Source organism: Cecembia rubra, from assembly GCF_003014575.1.
GTDB classification, from domain to species: Bacteria; Bacteroidota; Bacteroidia; order Cytophagales; family Cyclobacteriaceae; genus Cecembia_A; species Cecembia_A rubra.
Genome location: NZ_PYGF01000005.1, coordinates 254,231 through 269,872, shown reverse-complemented (window position 1 = coordinate 269,872; position 15,642 = coordinate 254,231). Strand labels below are relative to the sequence as shown.

13 protein-coding genes and 1 tRNA gene are annotated in these 15,642 nt (G+C 40.9%); 8 read left to right on the top strand and 6 right to left on the bottom strand.

The genetic code is table 11. From position 1 onward, the window contains the following. Positions 1–32: 32 nt before the first annotated feature. On the bottom strand, positions 33–566 hold the full coding sequence (locus CLV48_RS11325) for a VTT domain-containing protein (RefSeq protein WP_245889532.1): 534 nt from the start codon (positions 564–566) through the stop codon (positions 33–35). A 186-nt stretch (positions 567–752) separates the two neighbouring features. Here CLV48_RS11325 and CLV48_RS11320 point away from each other — a divergent pair, with 186 nt between their 5' ends. Next, positions 753–1,952, top strand: coding sequence for an MFS transporter (locus CLV48_RS11320; protein WP_106567387.1), 1,200 nt, complete (start codon positions 753–755; stop codon positions 1,950–1,952). Positions 1,953–2,044: 92 nt separating this feature from the next. Here the strand turns inward: CLV48_RS11320 and CLV48_RS11315 are convergent, their stop codons facing one another. Continuing rightward, positions 2,045–2,812, bottom strand: a complete 768-nt coding sequence (locus CLV48_RS11315) for a hypothetical protein (protein ID WP_106567386.1) — start codon at positions 2,810–2,812, stop codon at positions 2,045–2,047. A gap of 79 nt (positions 2,813–2,891) precedes the next feature. On the opposite strand from CLV48_RS11315, the gene CLV48_RS11310 reads away from it, so the two are divergent. Beyond that, a complete protein-coding gene (locus tag CLV48_RS11310; protein ID WP_106567385.1) occupies positions 2,892–3,872 on the top strand; it encodes an isopenicillin N synthase family dioxygenase in 981 nt (326 codons plus the stop codon). 3 nt (positions 3,873–3,875) lie between these two features. Next, complete coding sequence (chrA, locus tag CLV48_RS11305; protein ID WP_106567384.1) at positions 3,876–5,072, top strand: chromate efflux transporter; 1,197 nt, start codon at positions 3,876–3,878, stop codon at positions 5,070–5,072. 534 nt (positions 5,073–5,606) lie between these two features. On the opposite strand, the gene CLV48_RS11300 is transcribed toward chrA, so the two are convergent. Continuing rightward, positions 5,607–6,872 carry a M24 family metallopeptidase gene (locus CLV48_RS11300; RefSeq protein WP_106567383.1) on the bottom strand — a complete coding sequence of 422 codons (1,266 nt, stop codon included), beginning with the start codon at positions 6,870–6,872 and terminating at the stop codon, positions 5,607–5,609. Between the two features lie 252 nt (positions 6,873–7,124). Here CLV48_RS11300 and CLV48_RS11295 point away from each other — a divergent pair. After that, a tRNA-Val gene (locus CLV48_RS11295) sits at positions 7,125–7,199 on the top strand. Between the two features lie 623 nt (positions 7,200–7,822). Here CLV48_RS11295 and CLV48_RS11290 read toward each other — a convergent pair. Next, on the bottom strand, positions 7,823–8,935 hold the full coding sequence (locus tag CLV48_RS11290) for a 6-bladed beta-propeller (protein WP_106567382.1): 1,113 nt from the start codon (positions 8,933–8,935) through the stop codon (positions 7,823–7,825). Between the two features lie 258 nt (positions 8,936–9,193). Here CLV48_RS11290 and CLV48_RS11285 point away from each other — a divergent pair, with 258 nt between their 5' ends. Further along, on the top strand, positions 9,194–9,403 hold the full coding sequence (locus CLV48_RS11285; protein ID WP_010609052.1) for a hypothetical protein: 210 nt from the start codon (positions 9,194–9,196) through the stop codon (positions 9,401–9,403). Further along, on the top strand, positions 9,375–9,854 hold the full coding sequence (locus tag CLV48_RS11280; RefSeq protein WP_106567381.1) for a nucleotidyltransferase: 480 nt from the start codon (positions 9,375–9,377) through the stop codon (positions 9,852–9,854). The genes CLV48_RS11285 and CLV48_RS11280 overlap by 29 nt, the downstream gene beginning before the upstream one ends. A gap of 110 nt (positions 9,855–9,964) precedes the next feature. Here the strand turns inward: CLV48_RS11280 and CLV48_RS11275 are convergent, their stop codons facing one another. Beyond that, positions 9,965–10,183 carry a hypothetical protein gene (locus CLV48_RS11275; RefSeq protein WP_010609054.1) on the bottom strand — a complete coding sequence of 73 codons (219 nt, stop codon included), beginning with the start codon at positions 10,181–10,183 and terminating at the stop codon, positions 9,965–9,967. Between the two features lie 250 nt (positions 10,184–10,433). Here CLV48_RS11275 and CLV48_RS11270 point away from each other — a divergent pair, with 250 nt between their 5' ends. Beyond that, the gene (locus tag CLV48_RS11270) at positions 10,434–10,895 is read left to right on the top strand and encodes a DUF4143 domain-containing protein (RefSeq protein WP_211299933.1); all 462 of its coding nucleotides are present in this window, start codon (positions 10,434–10,436) and stop codon (positions 10,893–10,895) included. 274 nt (positions 10,896–11,169) lie between these two features. Next, positions 11,170–13,695 (top strand): M14 family metallopeptidase, encoded by a 2,526-nt coding sequence (locus tag CLV48_RS11265; protein ID WP_106567379.1) that lies wholly within the window; start codon positions 11,170–11,172, stop codon positions 13,693–13,695. A gap of 421 nt (positions 13,696–14,116) precedes the next feature. Here the strand turns inward: CLV48_RS11265 and CLV48_RS11260 are convergent, their stop codons facing one another. Then, complete coding sequence (locus CLV48_RS11260) at positions 14,117–15,325, bottom strand: ATP-binding protein (protein WP_106567378.1); 1,209 nt, start codon at positions 15,323–15,325, stop codon at positions 14,117–14,119. Between the last annotated feature and the right edge of the window lie 317 nt (positions 15,326–15,642).

The window sequence follows — 15,642 nt, the reverse complement described above, 5'->3', positions numbered from 1 at the left end:
TCAACAGCTGAAATGATAATTTGTTGGCAACATTAGCCTTGAATTAACCATAAAACATAGGCATAAACAAAAAAACGAACAATCCTGAGCAAACTGAAAAGCAGGTATTTTCTTTTACTGAGTCCAGCTGTACCTCCCAGAAGTGCGATCAATGAAAAGGGAATTGGGCTTATCGCGGCAACGATTACCAAAAATGCCCCATATTCTTTAAAAAGGACTATATATTTTTGGATGAATCTGTTCCTGGTTTTTAGCACATTGCTTCTGTGATTGATGAATAAACCTATTCTAAAATTGAAATATCCTGCTGCATAAGAAATCACTGAAAGCATCCCAATACTTATAAAATAGCTGCCTATCCACCCTGTTTCCAATGACCAAAGCATAAAAACTTCAGGAGGAATAACTCCAAACAAAATTTCAGAAGCTACAAATATGGACATAACCAAGTGAGGATTGTTGTATATCGCACCGAACCATTCCTGCCTTTCCTGTTCGGAATAATATTGCTTCAATATGAAAAATAAGCCTAGCAATATTGCAAGGTACAGGAATCCTTTGAGCAAGTTTTTAATCAAAAAACTTGTCCTTTTTGCTTTTAATTGCTTATCTGTCACTTGGAGGTTTTTTCTTTAAAATTAGCCAATATTCCCTTTTTGCCAGCTTTTTTCTTTAAATTCCAAAAACCAAATCCCTACACCAATTGAACATTTGTCACATTCTTTTTTTAATTGTTTAATCAATTTTGCTTTATGAATCAAATAAAGCTTGGATTAAAGGAGAATTGGCAACAGTTTACGCTGCTTGTCATAATCAATGCTTTTGTCGGAGGAATGGTGGGCCTGGAAAGAAGTATCCTTCCCCAAATAGCCGAAGTGGAGTTTGCCATAGCTGCCAAAACAGCTATCCTTTCATTTATTATTGTTTTTGGTATTGTCAAAGCCATTACCAATTATTTTGCTGGGGTATTTGCTAATAAAATAGGAAGAAAAAATCTCTTGGTCATTGGTTGGTTATTTGGCCTACCTGTTCCTTTTATACTTATGTATGCCCCAAGTTGGGATTGGATCGTCGCCGCAAATATGCTCCTCGGCATCAACCAAGGCTTGGCCTGGAGCAGTACTGTAGTCATGAAAATTGACTTGGTCGGAGAAAAAGACCGTGGATTTGCCATGGGACTAAATGAATTTGCAGGATACCTTGCAGTGGCAGCAGTGGCCTTCCTGACAGGATTTATTGCTGCAGAATTTGGACTAAGGCCTTACCCTTTTATTTTGGGAATTGCATTGGCAATCGGAGGCCTGTTTGGATCGGTTTTCCTGATCAAGGATACCAGAAAACACGTATCGGCAGAAAAATCCTTTTCGGACATTCCGAAACTTTCCAACATATTTCTCGAAACTACATGGAAACACCAAAACCTGGGTTCAGTAACCCAGGCAGGATTAGTCAATAACCTCAATGACGGTATGGCATGGGGCATTTTCCCCATTCTTTTGGCAGTTAAAGGATTCAATCTCGAACAAATTGGTATTGTGACGGCCATTTATCCCGCGATTTGGGGAATCGGTCAGTTATTTACAGGTAAAATGGCCGATATCTTTAACAAAAAACATTTGCTGTTTATTGGCATGTTGCTTCAGGCAATCGCTCTTGCCCTCTTTTTCTTTGCACAAGAAATGAGCCATTATGTGATACTTTCCGCCATTTTGGGATGGGGAACCGCAATGGTCTATCCTACCTTCCTGGCAACAGTGGCCGATAATACCCATCCTGAAGACAGGGCAAACAGTATTGGAGTCTTCAGGCTTTGGAGGGATCTGGGTTATGCCATAGGGGCCATTTTGACAGGAATCATCGCAGATGCATTTGGAATCGAAGCTTCCATCTTAAGTATTGCTGGGCTTACTTTGATATCTGCTTTTATCATTGCGATAAGGATGAAAGTTTGAGGCCAATCAGAATTAAAATGAGGTGGATGAAATATTTTCACCCCCTATATTTATCGAAGTTGTTTGGGTATTCACTGCTATTCGATACTATTTTACTGAACCAGGATAGTTTTTTGAACTGAGGAAAATGGCCCAACTAATTCCTTTCCATCTTTTTTCAGCAGCGTCACGGTAAGGGAAAATTCTCCTTTGGGCAGATTTGAAATGCGGACAGGTGTCATTTGATCAACTTCATATTCCAAAGAATCCAACTGAATACGCACCTTTAACCTGTCCTGTTTCAAATCTCCTCCCAAGATCAAAAAATCGATAGTAACCTCATCTCCTTCAGCAAATATCTGTCCATTGCCCGGTAAGTTCAATGCAATGTAAGGTTCTGCCTGGTAGGGAAATGCCCTTGTCTCACCGACCATAAAATCCCTGTCCACATAATTTCCGAATTCCTTCAATGCCAAGCCCTCTCCATCCACTAAATAGGCCACGGCCCTGTAGGTCCCTTCTTTTAGCTCTCTTTGGAAAATGGGTGCATTATAACCTACAGGGTCACCTCCATTAAGGATCATCATCAATTGGAAACCACCTAATCCAGAAGCAAATGGATAGTTTTTGATATTGAATTCGAAAGGCACCTTTCCAGGCTTAAATTTTTGATTTCCCAAAGGCGTATACATCTCAATAATGGCATCCGGGTAATCATTCTTCTCATCATAAAAATAAAAACTGATTTCTGAGCCCTCATTTTGTGGCTGATTGGCCAGACTGTTTTGCATGACGATTTCGCCCTGTTTTTCTCTGGAAGTTCCACAGCCCGCTATGCTAAGAGAAAGCAAGATTAGAACCGATAATTGGCTTTTATTCATGGTTTTTTAAGGCTAAAGGGCTAATTTATTTAAATTTAGATGAAAATGGCTTACCTTTCGGGATAAATATTTACCAAATATGACTGAGATTTTATATGATGAAATCCCATCCTTGGATCTGGCAGACTTTACTTCCGGGGATGCTGAGAAGAAGGCGGCTTTTGTTAAAAAGCTGGGTGATGCTTACCAAAACATTGGCTTTGTGGCCATTAAAAACCATGGCTTAAACCAGGATTTGCAGGATAGACTTTATGCGGTGATTAAAGAATTCTTTGCACTTCCTGATAATGTAAAAACCAAATACGAGAAGCCTGAAATCGGATTCCAGCGAGGATATACCGGAAAAGGCAAAGAACATGCCAAAGGCAGAAATACCGGTGACCTTAAAGAATTTTATCATGTAGGGCAGGAATTGTCCGATATCCCCGAGAGTGATCCTATCAAATCCGAGTATCCAGCGAATATCTGGCCGGAAGAATTGCCTGAATTCAAAACTGTTGCCCTTGAGATCTACAAAACCCTCGAAAATGCAGGGAAAAATATGTTGCGTGCCATTGCCCTTCACCTGGGCCTGGAGGAAGATTACTTTGAGGACAAAGTAGCCTATGGCAATTCCATCTTAAGACAAATCCACTACTTCCCAATAGAAAACCCGGATGCAGTTCCTGCTGATGCGGTACGAGCTGCCGAACATGGGGATATCAACCTGATCACCTTATTGATGGGTGCTTCAGCTGATGGGCTTCAGGTTTTGAGAAGAGACGGAAAATGGATCCCGATCACTGCATTGCCTGACCAATTGGTGGTCAATGTGGGTGACATGTTGGAAAGACTGACCAATAAGAAACTTAAATCGACCATCCACAGAGTGGTGAACCCACCTCGTGAACTGATGCATACCAGTAGGTATTCCATCCCTTTCTTTATGCACCCTAGGTCTGAGATGGACCTGACCTGCCTGGAAAGCTGTGTAGATGCCAACAACCCCAAACAATTTGAAGACGCAACTGCCGGAGAATTCCTGGATGAGCGTCTAAGAGAATTAGGACTTAAAAAATAATAGGTGTCTGTCAGGAAAGTACGATATTACCTCTACCTGAAGGATGTATTGCTACTTTCTGTCACGGCATTTGGTGGACCCCAAGTCTTTCTCGCCATGGTGCTCGACCTCATGGTGAGAAAGCGGGGTTACATAAAGGAAGAAGAACTCTGGGAACTGAATGCCTTATGTCAGATTCTTCCGGGGCCTACCTCCACACAGACCATCTCTGCCATAGGTTACAGAATCGGTGGCCCCAATTTGGCTTACCTCTCACTTTTTGTATGGATACTTCCTGCGACGATTTTAATGATTGCAGCAGCTTTTTTGATTGATTTCTTGCAGGAAAATACGCCAGGCGCTTTGAATTTTGCCAAATTCATACAGCCCATGGCCATTGGATTCATCATTTATGCAGCACAAAAAACAATTTTCAAAATGGTCAAGACACCGGAAGCGACAGTCTTGATGATGTTTTCGGCATTCGTGTCCTTTTTCTACAATTCCCCTTATGTATTTCCCTTACTTTTGGTGGTGGGAGGCATCAGCACTTCATTGAAATTCCGGGACCAACCAAAAGAAGATGGAAACAAAAAACTGATGGTTTCCTGGGACAACTTCTTCTTATGGGGAGGAGTTTTGGTCTTTGCAGCGGTATTGGGAGCCATCACAAAAAACCAGTCCATTTTGTTATTTGAAAATTTTTACCGAAACGGATCCCTTATTTTTGGAGGAGGGCAGGTTTTGGTGCCCTATTTATACACCGAATTCGTGGAATTCAAAAAATTCCTGAGTTCGGAAGAATTCCTAACCGGTTATGGTATCTCCCAGGGCATTCCCGGCCCAACATTCAGCATCAGTTCATACGTAGGGGCCCTTTCCATGCGGGAGGATGGAATTACAGGCCTGCTTACAGGTGGATTTGTGGCTGCAGCAGGTATTTTCCTGCCGGGAACCTTTCTGATTTTTTTTGTGATCCGGTTTTGGGACCAACTCAAAAAATACCGCCCGGTCCGGGCAGCTTTGGAAGGGATCAATGCAGTAAGCTGCGGGATGCTAATAGCTGCGGCCTACCTGCTATTTGAACCGTTGGATGCCAATCTGTTCAATATCCTCGCTATTTTTGGCACATACCTATTGTTGCAGTTCACCAAACTGAGTTCCCCTGTAATTATCATCATTGGGATCTTGGCTGGGATTGGGTACAATTGGATTTTCTGATATGGTTTGTTGAGGATATTGCCACTAAGGCACCAAGACACTAATACATTTAAGAAATAAGAAATAAAATTGAAATAAAGTGGAAATTGGTGCTTTTACGAAAGCCCCGAACACCACATGATTCGGGAAAGTGCCTGGATATGCATCCTTAATTCTAAATTCCTCATTCTACATTATTCCTTCCTTTGTGCCTTCGTGTCTTCGTGGCATTTCAATCCTAAGACCCTGAAGTGAATAGGCCACCAAGGCACCAAGACACTAAGCTATTTAAGATTTTATACCCAATAAATAAGATCGAAATAGCGTAGAAACTGGTGCTTTTACGAACGTCCCAAACACAACATGATTCGGGAAAGTGTCTGGATATGCATCCTTAATTCTAAATTCCTCATTCTACATTATTATTCCTTCGTGACATTTCAATCCTAAGACACTGAAGTGAATAGGCCACAAAGGCACGAAGACACTAAGATGCTTACTTCCCCAATTCTTTGTGCCTTGGCGCCTTTGTGGCAAAATCAAACTTTAGCCTTTCTATGCAAATGGCTGATCAATGGCCGGACTTGGCTGGGTAAAGTACTGTGGTCCATTCTCTGTCATGTAAAAACAGTCTTCCAAGCGTACACCAAACTCACCTACGATGTATATGCCAGGCTCATTGCTGAAACACATCCCTGCCTGCAAGGTAGTATCATTGCCCCGCACCAAATTGGTCCATTCGTGTCCGTCCATACCGATGCCATGCCCTAGGCGATGGGAGAAGTATTTATAATCTGGTCCAAACCCTGCTTGATCAATAACAGCTCTTGCTGCTGCATCCATTTGTTCACAGGTAGTACCATGTTGTTTGGCCAATTCAAAGGCTGCCGTTTGGGCTTGTTTCACCACCTCCCACACTTCCTTCTGCCTGTCATTGTAGTCCCCAAATACAATGGTCCTGCTGATATCTGATTGGTAGCCTTCTACTGTACATCCCCCATCTGCCAAAACTATATCTCCGGGCTTTAATTTTTGTGTTTTGCTGCTTCCATGAGGAAAAGCCGACCATTCTCCAAAATTGGCCCCAATAGAACCTCTAAACCCTAATTTACTGTGTGCTTCTGAAGCAATATCCCGAAAATCATATTGGGTCATCCCCTCTTCCAAGGAATCAAACAAAATTTTGTATGCTTCCAATGTGGCTGTATTGGCTGCCTGCATCAGGGCAATTTCTGCCGGAGATTTAAACATGCGGCAAGCTGCTGTTACCCCTTCCCCATTGACAAAATTGATCCTGGAAGTTTCATTTTTGATCCCATCATACAGAAAGAACCGGCAACGCTCTTCAATCGCCACTTTTTGATTGGGGGTTCCCAGGTCACTGAGCAACTTAGCCGTAAGCGCATAAGGACTTTGATGTTCATCCCAGGTAAGTACCTTATTGCCGAATTTCACCAATTCCTCTACCTTATCCTGTTCAAATTTTGGGCAGATATAGGCAATATCCCCCTTGGCGGGAATAACTGCAGCAACCATCCTTTCGGAAAGAAAGAAATCAAAATCCAGAAAATACTTCATGCAGGTACCAGGTTCCAGGAAAAGTGCATCGATTTTTTGTTCCTGCATCAATTGCTGGGCTTTGGCAATTCTAGCCAATCGCTCCTCACTGGAAATGGGCTGAATATTGAGTTGGAGGGATTTTATATTTTCCTTTTTCTTGCCCTCGGCTTCCTTTTCGGAAGGGGAGCAAGAAACCATAGGCAGAGCCAATGCAGGAGAAAGTGAAGCTAATTTGACAAACGATCTTCGGTTGAGTTTCATGGTGGTCAGTTTTTCCTGAAAAATAAATAAATTCCAACTGACATAACAGCCTCTTCAATTTTCACTTTTTACTGAATTACATAAAAGGTAAAAATCCAAATCGAAAAGTTTTTGCAAATGTTCATCTCTTTACCTTATTTAGAGGCACCAAATGGAACTTTAGCTCAATTGGTTTAGTAAGCGTCCCGACAACGGTCGGGAAGGTCGTAGGATAGAATGCTAGAATCCCAGACTACCGATAAAACACTACATGGAACTTTAGCTCAGTTGGTTTAGAGCGCTGCCTTGACAGGGCAGAGGTCGTGGGTTCGAATCCCTCAAGTTCCACTTTTTTTAGACTTTTAGAAGCGAGAAACGAGAGAATAGACTCGACTTTGACCGTATAGGCGATTGCTTATAAGAGACAAGAAGTAAGACTCGTTTTTCCGAAGAGCTGGCGATCTTTTTTAGAGACGAGAGGCGAGAAGCGAGAGATTAGACTCGATTCACTTTGGAAGAACAATCTGGTCTTTTGTCTTTAAATATGCTATTCGAATAAGTTGAAATAAGCCTTCAACGAAATATTTTTTTCGTGCATGAAAATAAAATATGACCCATTCTAGGTCAAATAATCCAAACTAAAATGTTTACTCTACAAATAGATGACCCTTTCAGGGTCGGGAAATCGGAAATCCCCATTAATCAGATTATTTAAATCAGGCTAAAATTATCCCTTCGGGATAACATATCTATAGAAGAAATTCGGATAGATGAGCCCTCCGACCCCGAAGGGTGTCGAATATCATTAAATGGCGTGACCCTTTGAGGGCTGGTATTCACCAAATAGATTCCTTTTTTTGTAACTACATATGGTTATCCGATAAATTACCTGTAAAGGAGACTTAGGAAAAATGAGAATGGGATATTTATTTTATTTGTACGCATGGTTTCGTGGATCTATTACTTCAAATTCAATTTTCTATGGATGGCAAGCGATAAATTATGATTTGTGGATTAATCTCTGGGAAACTATCATGGTCACGCAAAATGGAGTAAAACACATCCCCGTCCAACGGATTAGGAATCATTTCATCTGTCATCTCCTGATCAAATAATTGCCTTAAATGAATTAGGGGACGATTGTTTTCCAAATCAATTACTACAAAATAGGAACGATGGTCATATACAACACGTACAAACGCAATTTTATCGGACATCACCACTTGGCTTATCCCCAACTGAAGCGTGTTGTCAAATCCAATGAAATGAAGTAGGTATTCTGGGGTCAATCGACCCTCCTGTTTTCTAAAAATTGTATCCCTGTCTCTATGCGATGACATCTCTCCCCGAATGATGGGCATATAAAACAAGGTTGCATTGTTTACCCGACTTAATATCCTAGGGATTGGATGGATAATTGTGTAATCAGAATGATAGCCGTAAAGTGGCCTTTCCCGGTTTTCAACTTCTAGGGTTTTGGGTTCAATTGAGCTTATCAACACCTGACGGGGCTTTTCTTTGGTACCGTTAAGCGTTTCCTGAACTGCCAGTACGGTGTCATCCTCTTTGTAAAAGGAGATCGGATGACCCGGCAGTCGTTGGCTTGACGAAATAAAATTTCCCTCAAAGTCATAGGAAATCACAATCCTTTTTTCCCAATCTGCCACAAGGACAACATTTTCTTTTTCATCTAAGTGAATCGCATAGGGCATAGTATATTCATCTGGCCCCTCTCCCATCTCCCCGATTTTCCCTAAAAAACTAGCCTTGTTGTCAAATTTTAATAGACCCTGTCTTCTGTCTAGTAGAAGAAAGAAGTCTTGCAAAAAAGCCAAATCGTGGACTGTAGTAAGAGGAGGATTTCCCTTGGCTTCAAGGTTGATGGTGTCTATAATTTCAATTGGTAATCCCTGCGAGTCGCCAAACAAAAAATCCTTTGGGATTTCTATAGTATTGAACGCAATTTGGGTGATGGCATGGTCTTTAGTACCACAACTTTGCATGAATAGGATGAAAAGGCCTGACACAGTCAAAATGAAAATTTCAGAACTGTAAAAATGCTTGTAATCCTTTTTGACTTTCATATATGTTAGCAATACAATCTTCCTTATCTGATTCCTGCCCAATACCTTACAGGCACTAAGTCTTAATAATTTTTAACCTAAAAAATAAATTTTAATATCCCAAATCAGGCATGGATTATTACCCTGTATTTCACAGTCAACTTCAATAATACTTACCGAAGACAAACAAAAGGGTTTTCCCTTTGTTTGGGCAGTGTTTTATTTTTTTCCGAAATCTCAAATCTGTTTGTTATATTTAAAAACCTAAATCCATCCTATATGGAAATTAAGTTTCAGACTAAAGAGGAAAGTAAGCAGCAACAGCGGGAAGCCTTTCTAAAACTTGAACCTAGAGAACGTTTTTATAGCTTCTTGGACCTTTGCGAAAATATGATAAAGTTTCCTGTCAAAACAACTACCAAAATTTCTCCAGAGAACTTCATCATTGGACCTAGTACCCATGGAAAAAATCTGGAAACAAAACATTGATGAATTTTTAAAAGAAGCATCCCGAGAAGGTGTAAAGATGCTTTTGGTAGGTGGTGGAGCGGTCAATTTTTACGGGTATCAGCGTCATTCTGCAGATGTTGATTTTTGGATAGATACATCAGAAGAGAATTTTTCAAAGCTACTCCGAGTATTTAAACGAATGGGATATGAGATAGATAGCTTTCCCTATAAAGTTAAAAATAAGGAACAAAATATATCCGTAAAATTCTCTCCAGCTGATTTAAACCTTGAATTGATTACAAATTTTCAGATTGGAAAAAGCTTTGATGAAGCCCTTGCTGAAAGTGAAATAGTGGAAATAAATGAAAGTGGAGTATTTAAATGGAATGTCCTCAACTTACGTGACTTGATAGAAAGTAAAAGAAGAGCAGGAAGACCTAAGGATTTGCTCGATATCTTAGAATTGAAATCAATACATAGGATCAAATGATTTTTCAGATATCCTGAATTTCCCATCTTTGGAAAAGTGCTTAGGGAATGGATGGATATTTTTTTGCAAGCCTTTTGGCCTGCTTGTCAAAGAGAGGTATGGAGTATATGCTATAACTCATCCAAAAGTTCTTTTGCAGCGCGCGCTTTCAATTTTCCCTGTTCAATCACTGCTTCTTTGATTTCCAACAAAATCTGTTCTTTTGAAGGCTCTTTATACTCCAATGCTTCCAGATCATTAAATTGTTTTTTGAGTTCTTCCCATTCCTTGATTGGGATGTACCCCCCCGTGGGATTGCCTTTACTGTCCTGAAAGACCTGAAGTTTCATGTAAATCTGTTTTATTTGAAATTAGACCTGTTGACTCTTAGCAAAAAAACAATCAATGTCATTCGTACTGCTTTGCGTTCATTATATTTCTCTTGTCTTATTTTTAGCCAATCTTTGAAAAAGAGGCTTCGGCTATCCCATCATCATGTTCTTCCAAGCACACCTGGTTTCCCATGCCCAACTCGGCAAGAATGGTTTTGAATCGGAGATTTGATGCTTAATTGACGCGTAAGTTCTTAATTTTAGCTAAATTTGTGAAATAGATCCCGGCAAATTATGGAAATACAGAGAAAAATCCTTTGTTATTTTCAGGCTTTCGGCTTTTAGCAGGAATCTGAGGAAAGAAATTAACAAAAGCCAAAAAATTCATTTTTACGATCTGGGAATCCGAAATGCCATTATCAGAAATTTCAGCCCTTTGGATGTCCGATTGGATGTCGGAGGCTTATGGGAAAATTTCTGTATCAGTGAACGGTTAAAATACAATCACAACAATAGAAGATTTGTCAATACCTACTTTTGGAGGACCTATGACCAACAGGAAATCGACTATATCGAAGAAGTGGATGGAAAGTTTCACTGTTTTGAATTCAAATATACCCTCCACACCAAATCCAAATTCCCTAAGATATTTCAGGAAACCTATCCGGAATCGGCGTTCAAAGTCATAAGTCCAGAGAATTTTTATGAATTGGCGGGTTTGGGATCATAAGGTAAATTGTTGTGTCTTAGATTCTCTTGAAGCAATCAGAACCTTTGGACCATCTTAAACCAATATCCTCCTTATCAGATCTCTAAAAAAATCAATTTACAGCAATTGACACGTTTTAAAATCCATCAATAACGTATTCCTAGGGACAGCTTTAATATCCATAAATATCTAATATCCATAAATATCTCTATCAACCCCTATATTCCCCTCCCCCAAAATTCACCTTGTCCACTTCTTCAAATACACCTATCTTACAGGTTCAAAATTTACGTCTATGAAGAAACTATACGCGCTGATTCTTGGACTGCTGCTGAGCTTCCAAGTTTTTGCCCAAAAAAGCCCAGAGGAATTCCTGGGCTACAAAATGGGAGAAAGATTTACACCCCATCACCGGGTGGTAGATTACTTCGAACACCTGGCTTCCTCCCTACCCAATGTCAAACTGGTCTACTACGGGGAAACCTATGAAAAAAGGCCGCTGTTCATAGCCATTGTCTCCAGCCTTGAGAATATGGGGAACCTGGAAAATATCCGCTTGGATAACCTCAAAAGAACAGGCCTGGTTGACGGCAGTCCCAGCACTTCCGTCGCCATCAACTGGATGTCCTACAATGTGCATGGCAACGAAGCAGTAGGCACAGAAGCGGCCATGAAAACATTCTGGCAGATCGCCGATCCCAACAATGCACAATCCAAAGACTGGTTGAAAAATCAGGTCCTCATCGTAGATCCCTGCGCCAACCCCGACGGAAAGGACCGCTATACCGTTTGGTACAACCAAAAGCAAAACAAAAGATTGCAGCCTGACCCTCAATCTATAGAACACTTTGAGCCTTGGCCAGGTGGAAGGCCAAACCATTACCTGCTTGACCTCAACAGGGACTGGGCCTGGCAGACACAAATAGAATCCGAACAACGCCTGCAGCTTTACCATGAGTGGATGCCGCATCTTTTTGTGGATTTCCATGAGCAGGGCATCAACGATCCCTTCTATTTTGCTCCGGCTTCCAAGCCTACTCACGAACAGCTCACACCTTTTCAACATGAATTCCAGGAAATCTATGGCAGGAATACCGCCAAATATTTCGATCAAAACGGTTGGTTCTATTTCACCAAAGAAAGATTTGACCTCCTTTATCCATCTTATGGTGACACTTATCCCATGTACAGTGGCGCTATAGGGATGACCATTGAAAAAGGCGGTTCAGGCCGTGCCGGACTCGGTATGTTAGATGCCCTGGGTGACACGGTTACCTTAAAAGAAAGGATTGAACACCAACACATGGCCGGGATCTCGGCAGTAGAAGTGACTGCCCAAAATGCTGGCAGGATTACTTCTGAATTTGCCAGTTACTTCAAAAATAACAGCAGCAACCCAAGAGCCAAATACAAGAGCTTTGTAATCAAAGGAGACCAAAATCCCGAGAGAGTAAAAGCCCTGCTTGCCTTGATGGATAAAAATAAGATCCAATATGGATTTGCCGGAAACAGGTCTGGACTGAGGGGTCTGGATTACAATACCGGAAAAACAGCGACTTTTTCAACCACAGAAAAAGACATTGTCATCAATGCCTACCAACCCAAATCAGTGTTGACCCAGGTGCTCTTTGAACCCGAGGCCACCCTACAGGACAGTATTACTTATGACATTACGAGCTGGGCTTTGCCTTATGCCTATGGTGTGCAGGCCTATGCCTTAGAAACCCGTCTGGATCCTGCCAAAAAGTTTGAAAAACCTGCTTTCAGCCCCAACAAGGTAGACAGAAAGCCTTTGGCTTACCTGGCACCTTGGCATGCCACTGTTCACGCGAAGTATTTAGCGGCCTTGTTGAATGAAGGCATCAGGGTAAGGTTTGCAGAATACGATTTCGAGATTGGTGGGAAAAGCTATCCTGCAGGAACTTTGATCATCCATAGAAATGGCAACCAATATGTGGCCAACTACGACCAAAAAGTAGTGGATTTGGCCAACAGGTTTGAGATCCCACTGACAGTCAGCAATTCCGCTTATGTGGACAAAGGAAAAGATTTTGGCTCTCCTGATGTCAGACCTATTGTCAGACCAAATGTAGCCCTATTGGGGGGCAGCGGTACCTCATCGCTCAATTTCGGTGAATTGTGGTACTACTTCGAGCAGGAGCTGGATTACCCGGTGAGCATTTTGGAGGCGGAAAACCTATCAAGATTTGACTTATCAAAATACCATGTCATCATCTTGCCTTCCAGCTGGGGGGCTTACCTGAATGAAAACAACATGAAAAAAGTGATGGAATGGGTAAGGAACGGAGGAAAGCTGATTGCCATTGAGAATGCTTTGAATGCTTTTGCGGATAAAAACGGTTTTGACCTAAGCCGCTATGACACAGAAGAGGAGAAAAAGGCAGCTGAAAAAGAACAAAAGGAAATACAGAATGTAGAAAGACTGGAACCTTATCAGGAAAGAGAAAGACTGGCCATTTCCAATACTGCTGCCGGTGCAGTCTATGAAGTGACTTTTGACCGAACCCATCCACTTGGTTTTGGATTGGGGGGCAAGTTCTACACGCTGAAAAATAACGGTTCGCGATTCTCCTATCTCAACAATGGCGTAAATGCCGGTATTATCCCAAGCAATGATGCTTACCGCTTTGGCTATATTGGTCATAAAATCAAACCAAAAATGGCCAAATCCATGGTGTATGGGGTAGAGCCTCAGGGAAGAGGACAGATCGTCTATATGGTGGACAATCCGATGTTCCGTTCCTTCTGGGAAAGCGGCAAGTTGCTGATGGCGAATGCTGTTTTCTTTGTAGGACAATAATAGAGGCGAGAGATTAGAAGCGAGAAACTAGACTCGATCTGGGTAGAAATGGAGATTTTGTACCAAGTACGAAGTACCATGTACCAAGAAAAAGTTCGAGCAAATAGGAAACGAGCTTGCCTACCTTCAGGTAGAAAATGAGGGTTTAGAAGTGAGAGTTTAGAGACAAGAGACAATGAAGCAAGAGGTCGGATTTCGGAAGGCTGATGTAGGAATGATTTGAAGTAAGTTAAGTTCTTATTCCTTGTGTCTTTTGTCTCATATCTTATAATTCGAAAAAAGAGGAAAAATCTGCAAAAATCAGCCCAATCTGCGTCATCCGCGTTCCATTATTATTGGAAGCATTGAAACACTAAACCTCCTGGACATATCCCATCCAGGAGGTTTTTTTATGGTAAGGCTAAAGAATAAAAATCAACTTTCAGAAATACTTCCTGAAAAAATCTTCTGACCAGGGATGCATAAAGGCAAATTGAAATTGAAAATCAGGATATGTATCCCTGAATAACTGGTACTTCTTGATCTTAGCCATTTTTTCATCAAATTTCGCCTCTACAGCCATTGGAGGATTTTCATCAGGCAAAACAAAATCAATTTCTTTTCCATCAGCTGTCCGCCAAAACCGGATTCCATCAAGCCCAAACTTATCAACCAACAAACGAAAAACGGCTTGTTCCCAGATTTCACCCTTATCCAATCGCTGATTGATGGGTGTAAAGTTGTTGAGTAGTGCATTTCGCAGTCCAGAGTCCAATAAATACCCTTTGGGCATTTTCACCAACTCCTTTCTTAAATTGGCAAAAAACGGACGCACAAGGGAAAGATGGAAACACTTTTCCATAATCCCCACATAGCTTTGTATGGTCTCATTTCTGGATTGAAGTGTGTTACTCAATTCATTGACATTAACCAATTGCCCGGTCTGAGAGGCCATAATCTGGAATAGCCGATAAAAGACTGCTTCATTTTGAACCCCTGATTCAATTATATCCCTTTTGATAAAAGAGTCTCTGATCTCTTTGAGCATTTCAATTTTTTCGGGAATGGAGTTTTCTGTAATGACTGCAGGATATCCTCCATAAAGCATAAATGCCTCCCATTCCAACCTAAGTTCAGTCAACTTTAGACTCTTCGCATTTGGCTGTGATTTGATCCGTACCACTTCATCCCAAAGTTCTTCTTTACCACTCAAAATCAAATACTCTTCAAAATCACAGGTCATCAGATTAAAAATCCTTTTTCTTCCAGCCAAAGAATCTTTAAACTTGGAATCAATGTAAAAAGCGCTGCTGCCGCTTGCTACTATTTTTACCAAGTGATTGTATTCATCAAACAGGAGCTTTAGAAAATTAGAAGGATCGGACAAATATTGAATTTCATCAAGAAACACAATGGTTTTAACCCCCTGACTGGGAAGGTAAGCTAATAGGTTGAGCGGATTAGCATCAAGTTCTGCCAAAAGTATTTTATTCTCAAGATTAATAAATATCTCAGGAATACCTTGCTGTTTACAATATTCACGCAAATTGTTTAATAGAGTAGTTTTACCAGACTGTCTGGCACCAGTCAGGATTGTAAACTCCTTTTTGGGGAGATGCTGGACAAGCTTGTTAAATAATTTTCGGATCATCTATACTACTGGTTTAAAAACCAATAATAGTAAAATTATCGGATATTTTTACGGCTATATTAGTAAAAATATCGGATATTTTAACTAATCAACTCGTAAAATAATCCAATTTTATCTCTAAGCGGGCAACCAAAAAGCTCCCTGTACAGATTTATTCATACCTCCTCTGTAAGGCTAGTTAAGGTGGTTATCGAATTTAAAAGAGGAAGAGAAAAAGTATGTCTGTGGAAATCTCAAAACAAGAGCAGCTTAAATGTCCAAGCTTCTTTTTCATTTCAAAAATTTGTTTTTATAATGTCAACCGGCTCAAATGACCT

Coding starts and splice junctions, on each gene's coding strand:
- CLV48_RS11320 (WP_106567387.1), top strand. CDS start 753: ATGAATCAAATAAAGCTTGGATTAAAGGAGAATTGGCAACAGTTTACG.
- CLV48_RS11315 (WP_106567386.1), bottom strand. CDS start 2,812: ATGAATAAAAGCCAATTATCGGTTCTAATCTTGCTTTCTCTTAGCATA.
- CLV48_RS11310 (WP_106567385.1), top strand. CDS start 2,892: ATGACTGAGATTTTATATGATGAAATCCCATCCTTGGATCTGGCAGAC.
- CLV48_RS11300 (WP_106567383.1), bottom strand. CDS start 6,872: ATGAAACTCAACCGAAGATCGTTTGTCAAATTAGCTTCACTTTCTCCT.
- CLV48_RS11290 (WP_106567382.1), bottom strand. CDS start 8,935: ATGAAAGTCAAAAAGGATTACAAGCATTTTTACAGTTCTGAAATTTTC.
- CLV48_RS11285 (WP_010609052.1), top strand. CDS start 9,194: ATGGAAATTAAGTTTCAGACTAAAGAGGAAAGTAAGCAGCAACAGCGG.
- CLV48_RS11280 (WP_106567381.1), top strand. CDS start 9,375: ATGGAAAAAATCTGGAAACAAAACATTGATGAATTTTTAAAAGAAGCA.
- CLV48_RS11275 (WP_010609054.1), bottom strand. CDS start 10,183: ATGAAACTTCAGGTCTTTCAGGACAGTAAAGGCAATCCCACGGGGGGG.
- CLV48_RS11265 (WP_106567379.1), top strand. CDS start 11,170: ATGAAGAAACTATACGCGCTGATTCTTGGACTGCTGCTGAGCTTCCAA.
- CLV48_RS11260 (WP_106567378.1), bottom strand. CDS start 15,325: ATGATCCGAAAATTATTTAACAAGCTTGTCCAGCATCTCCCCAAAAAG.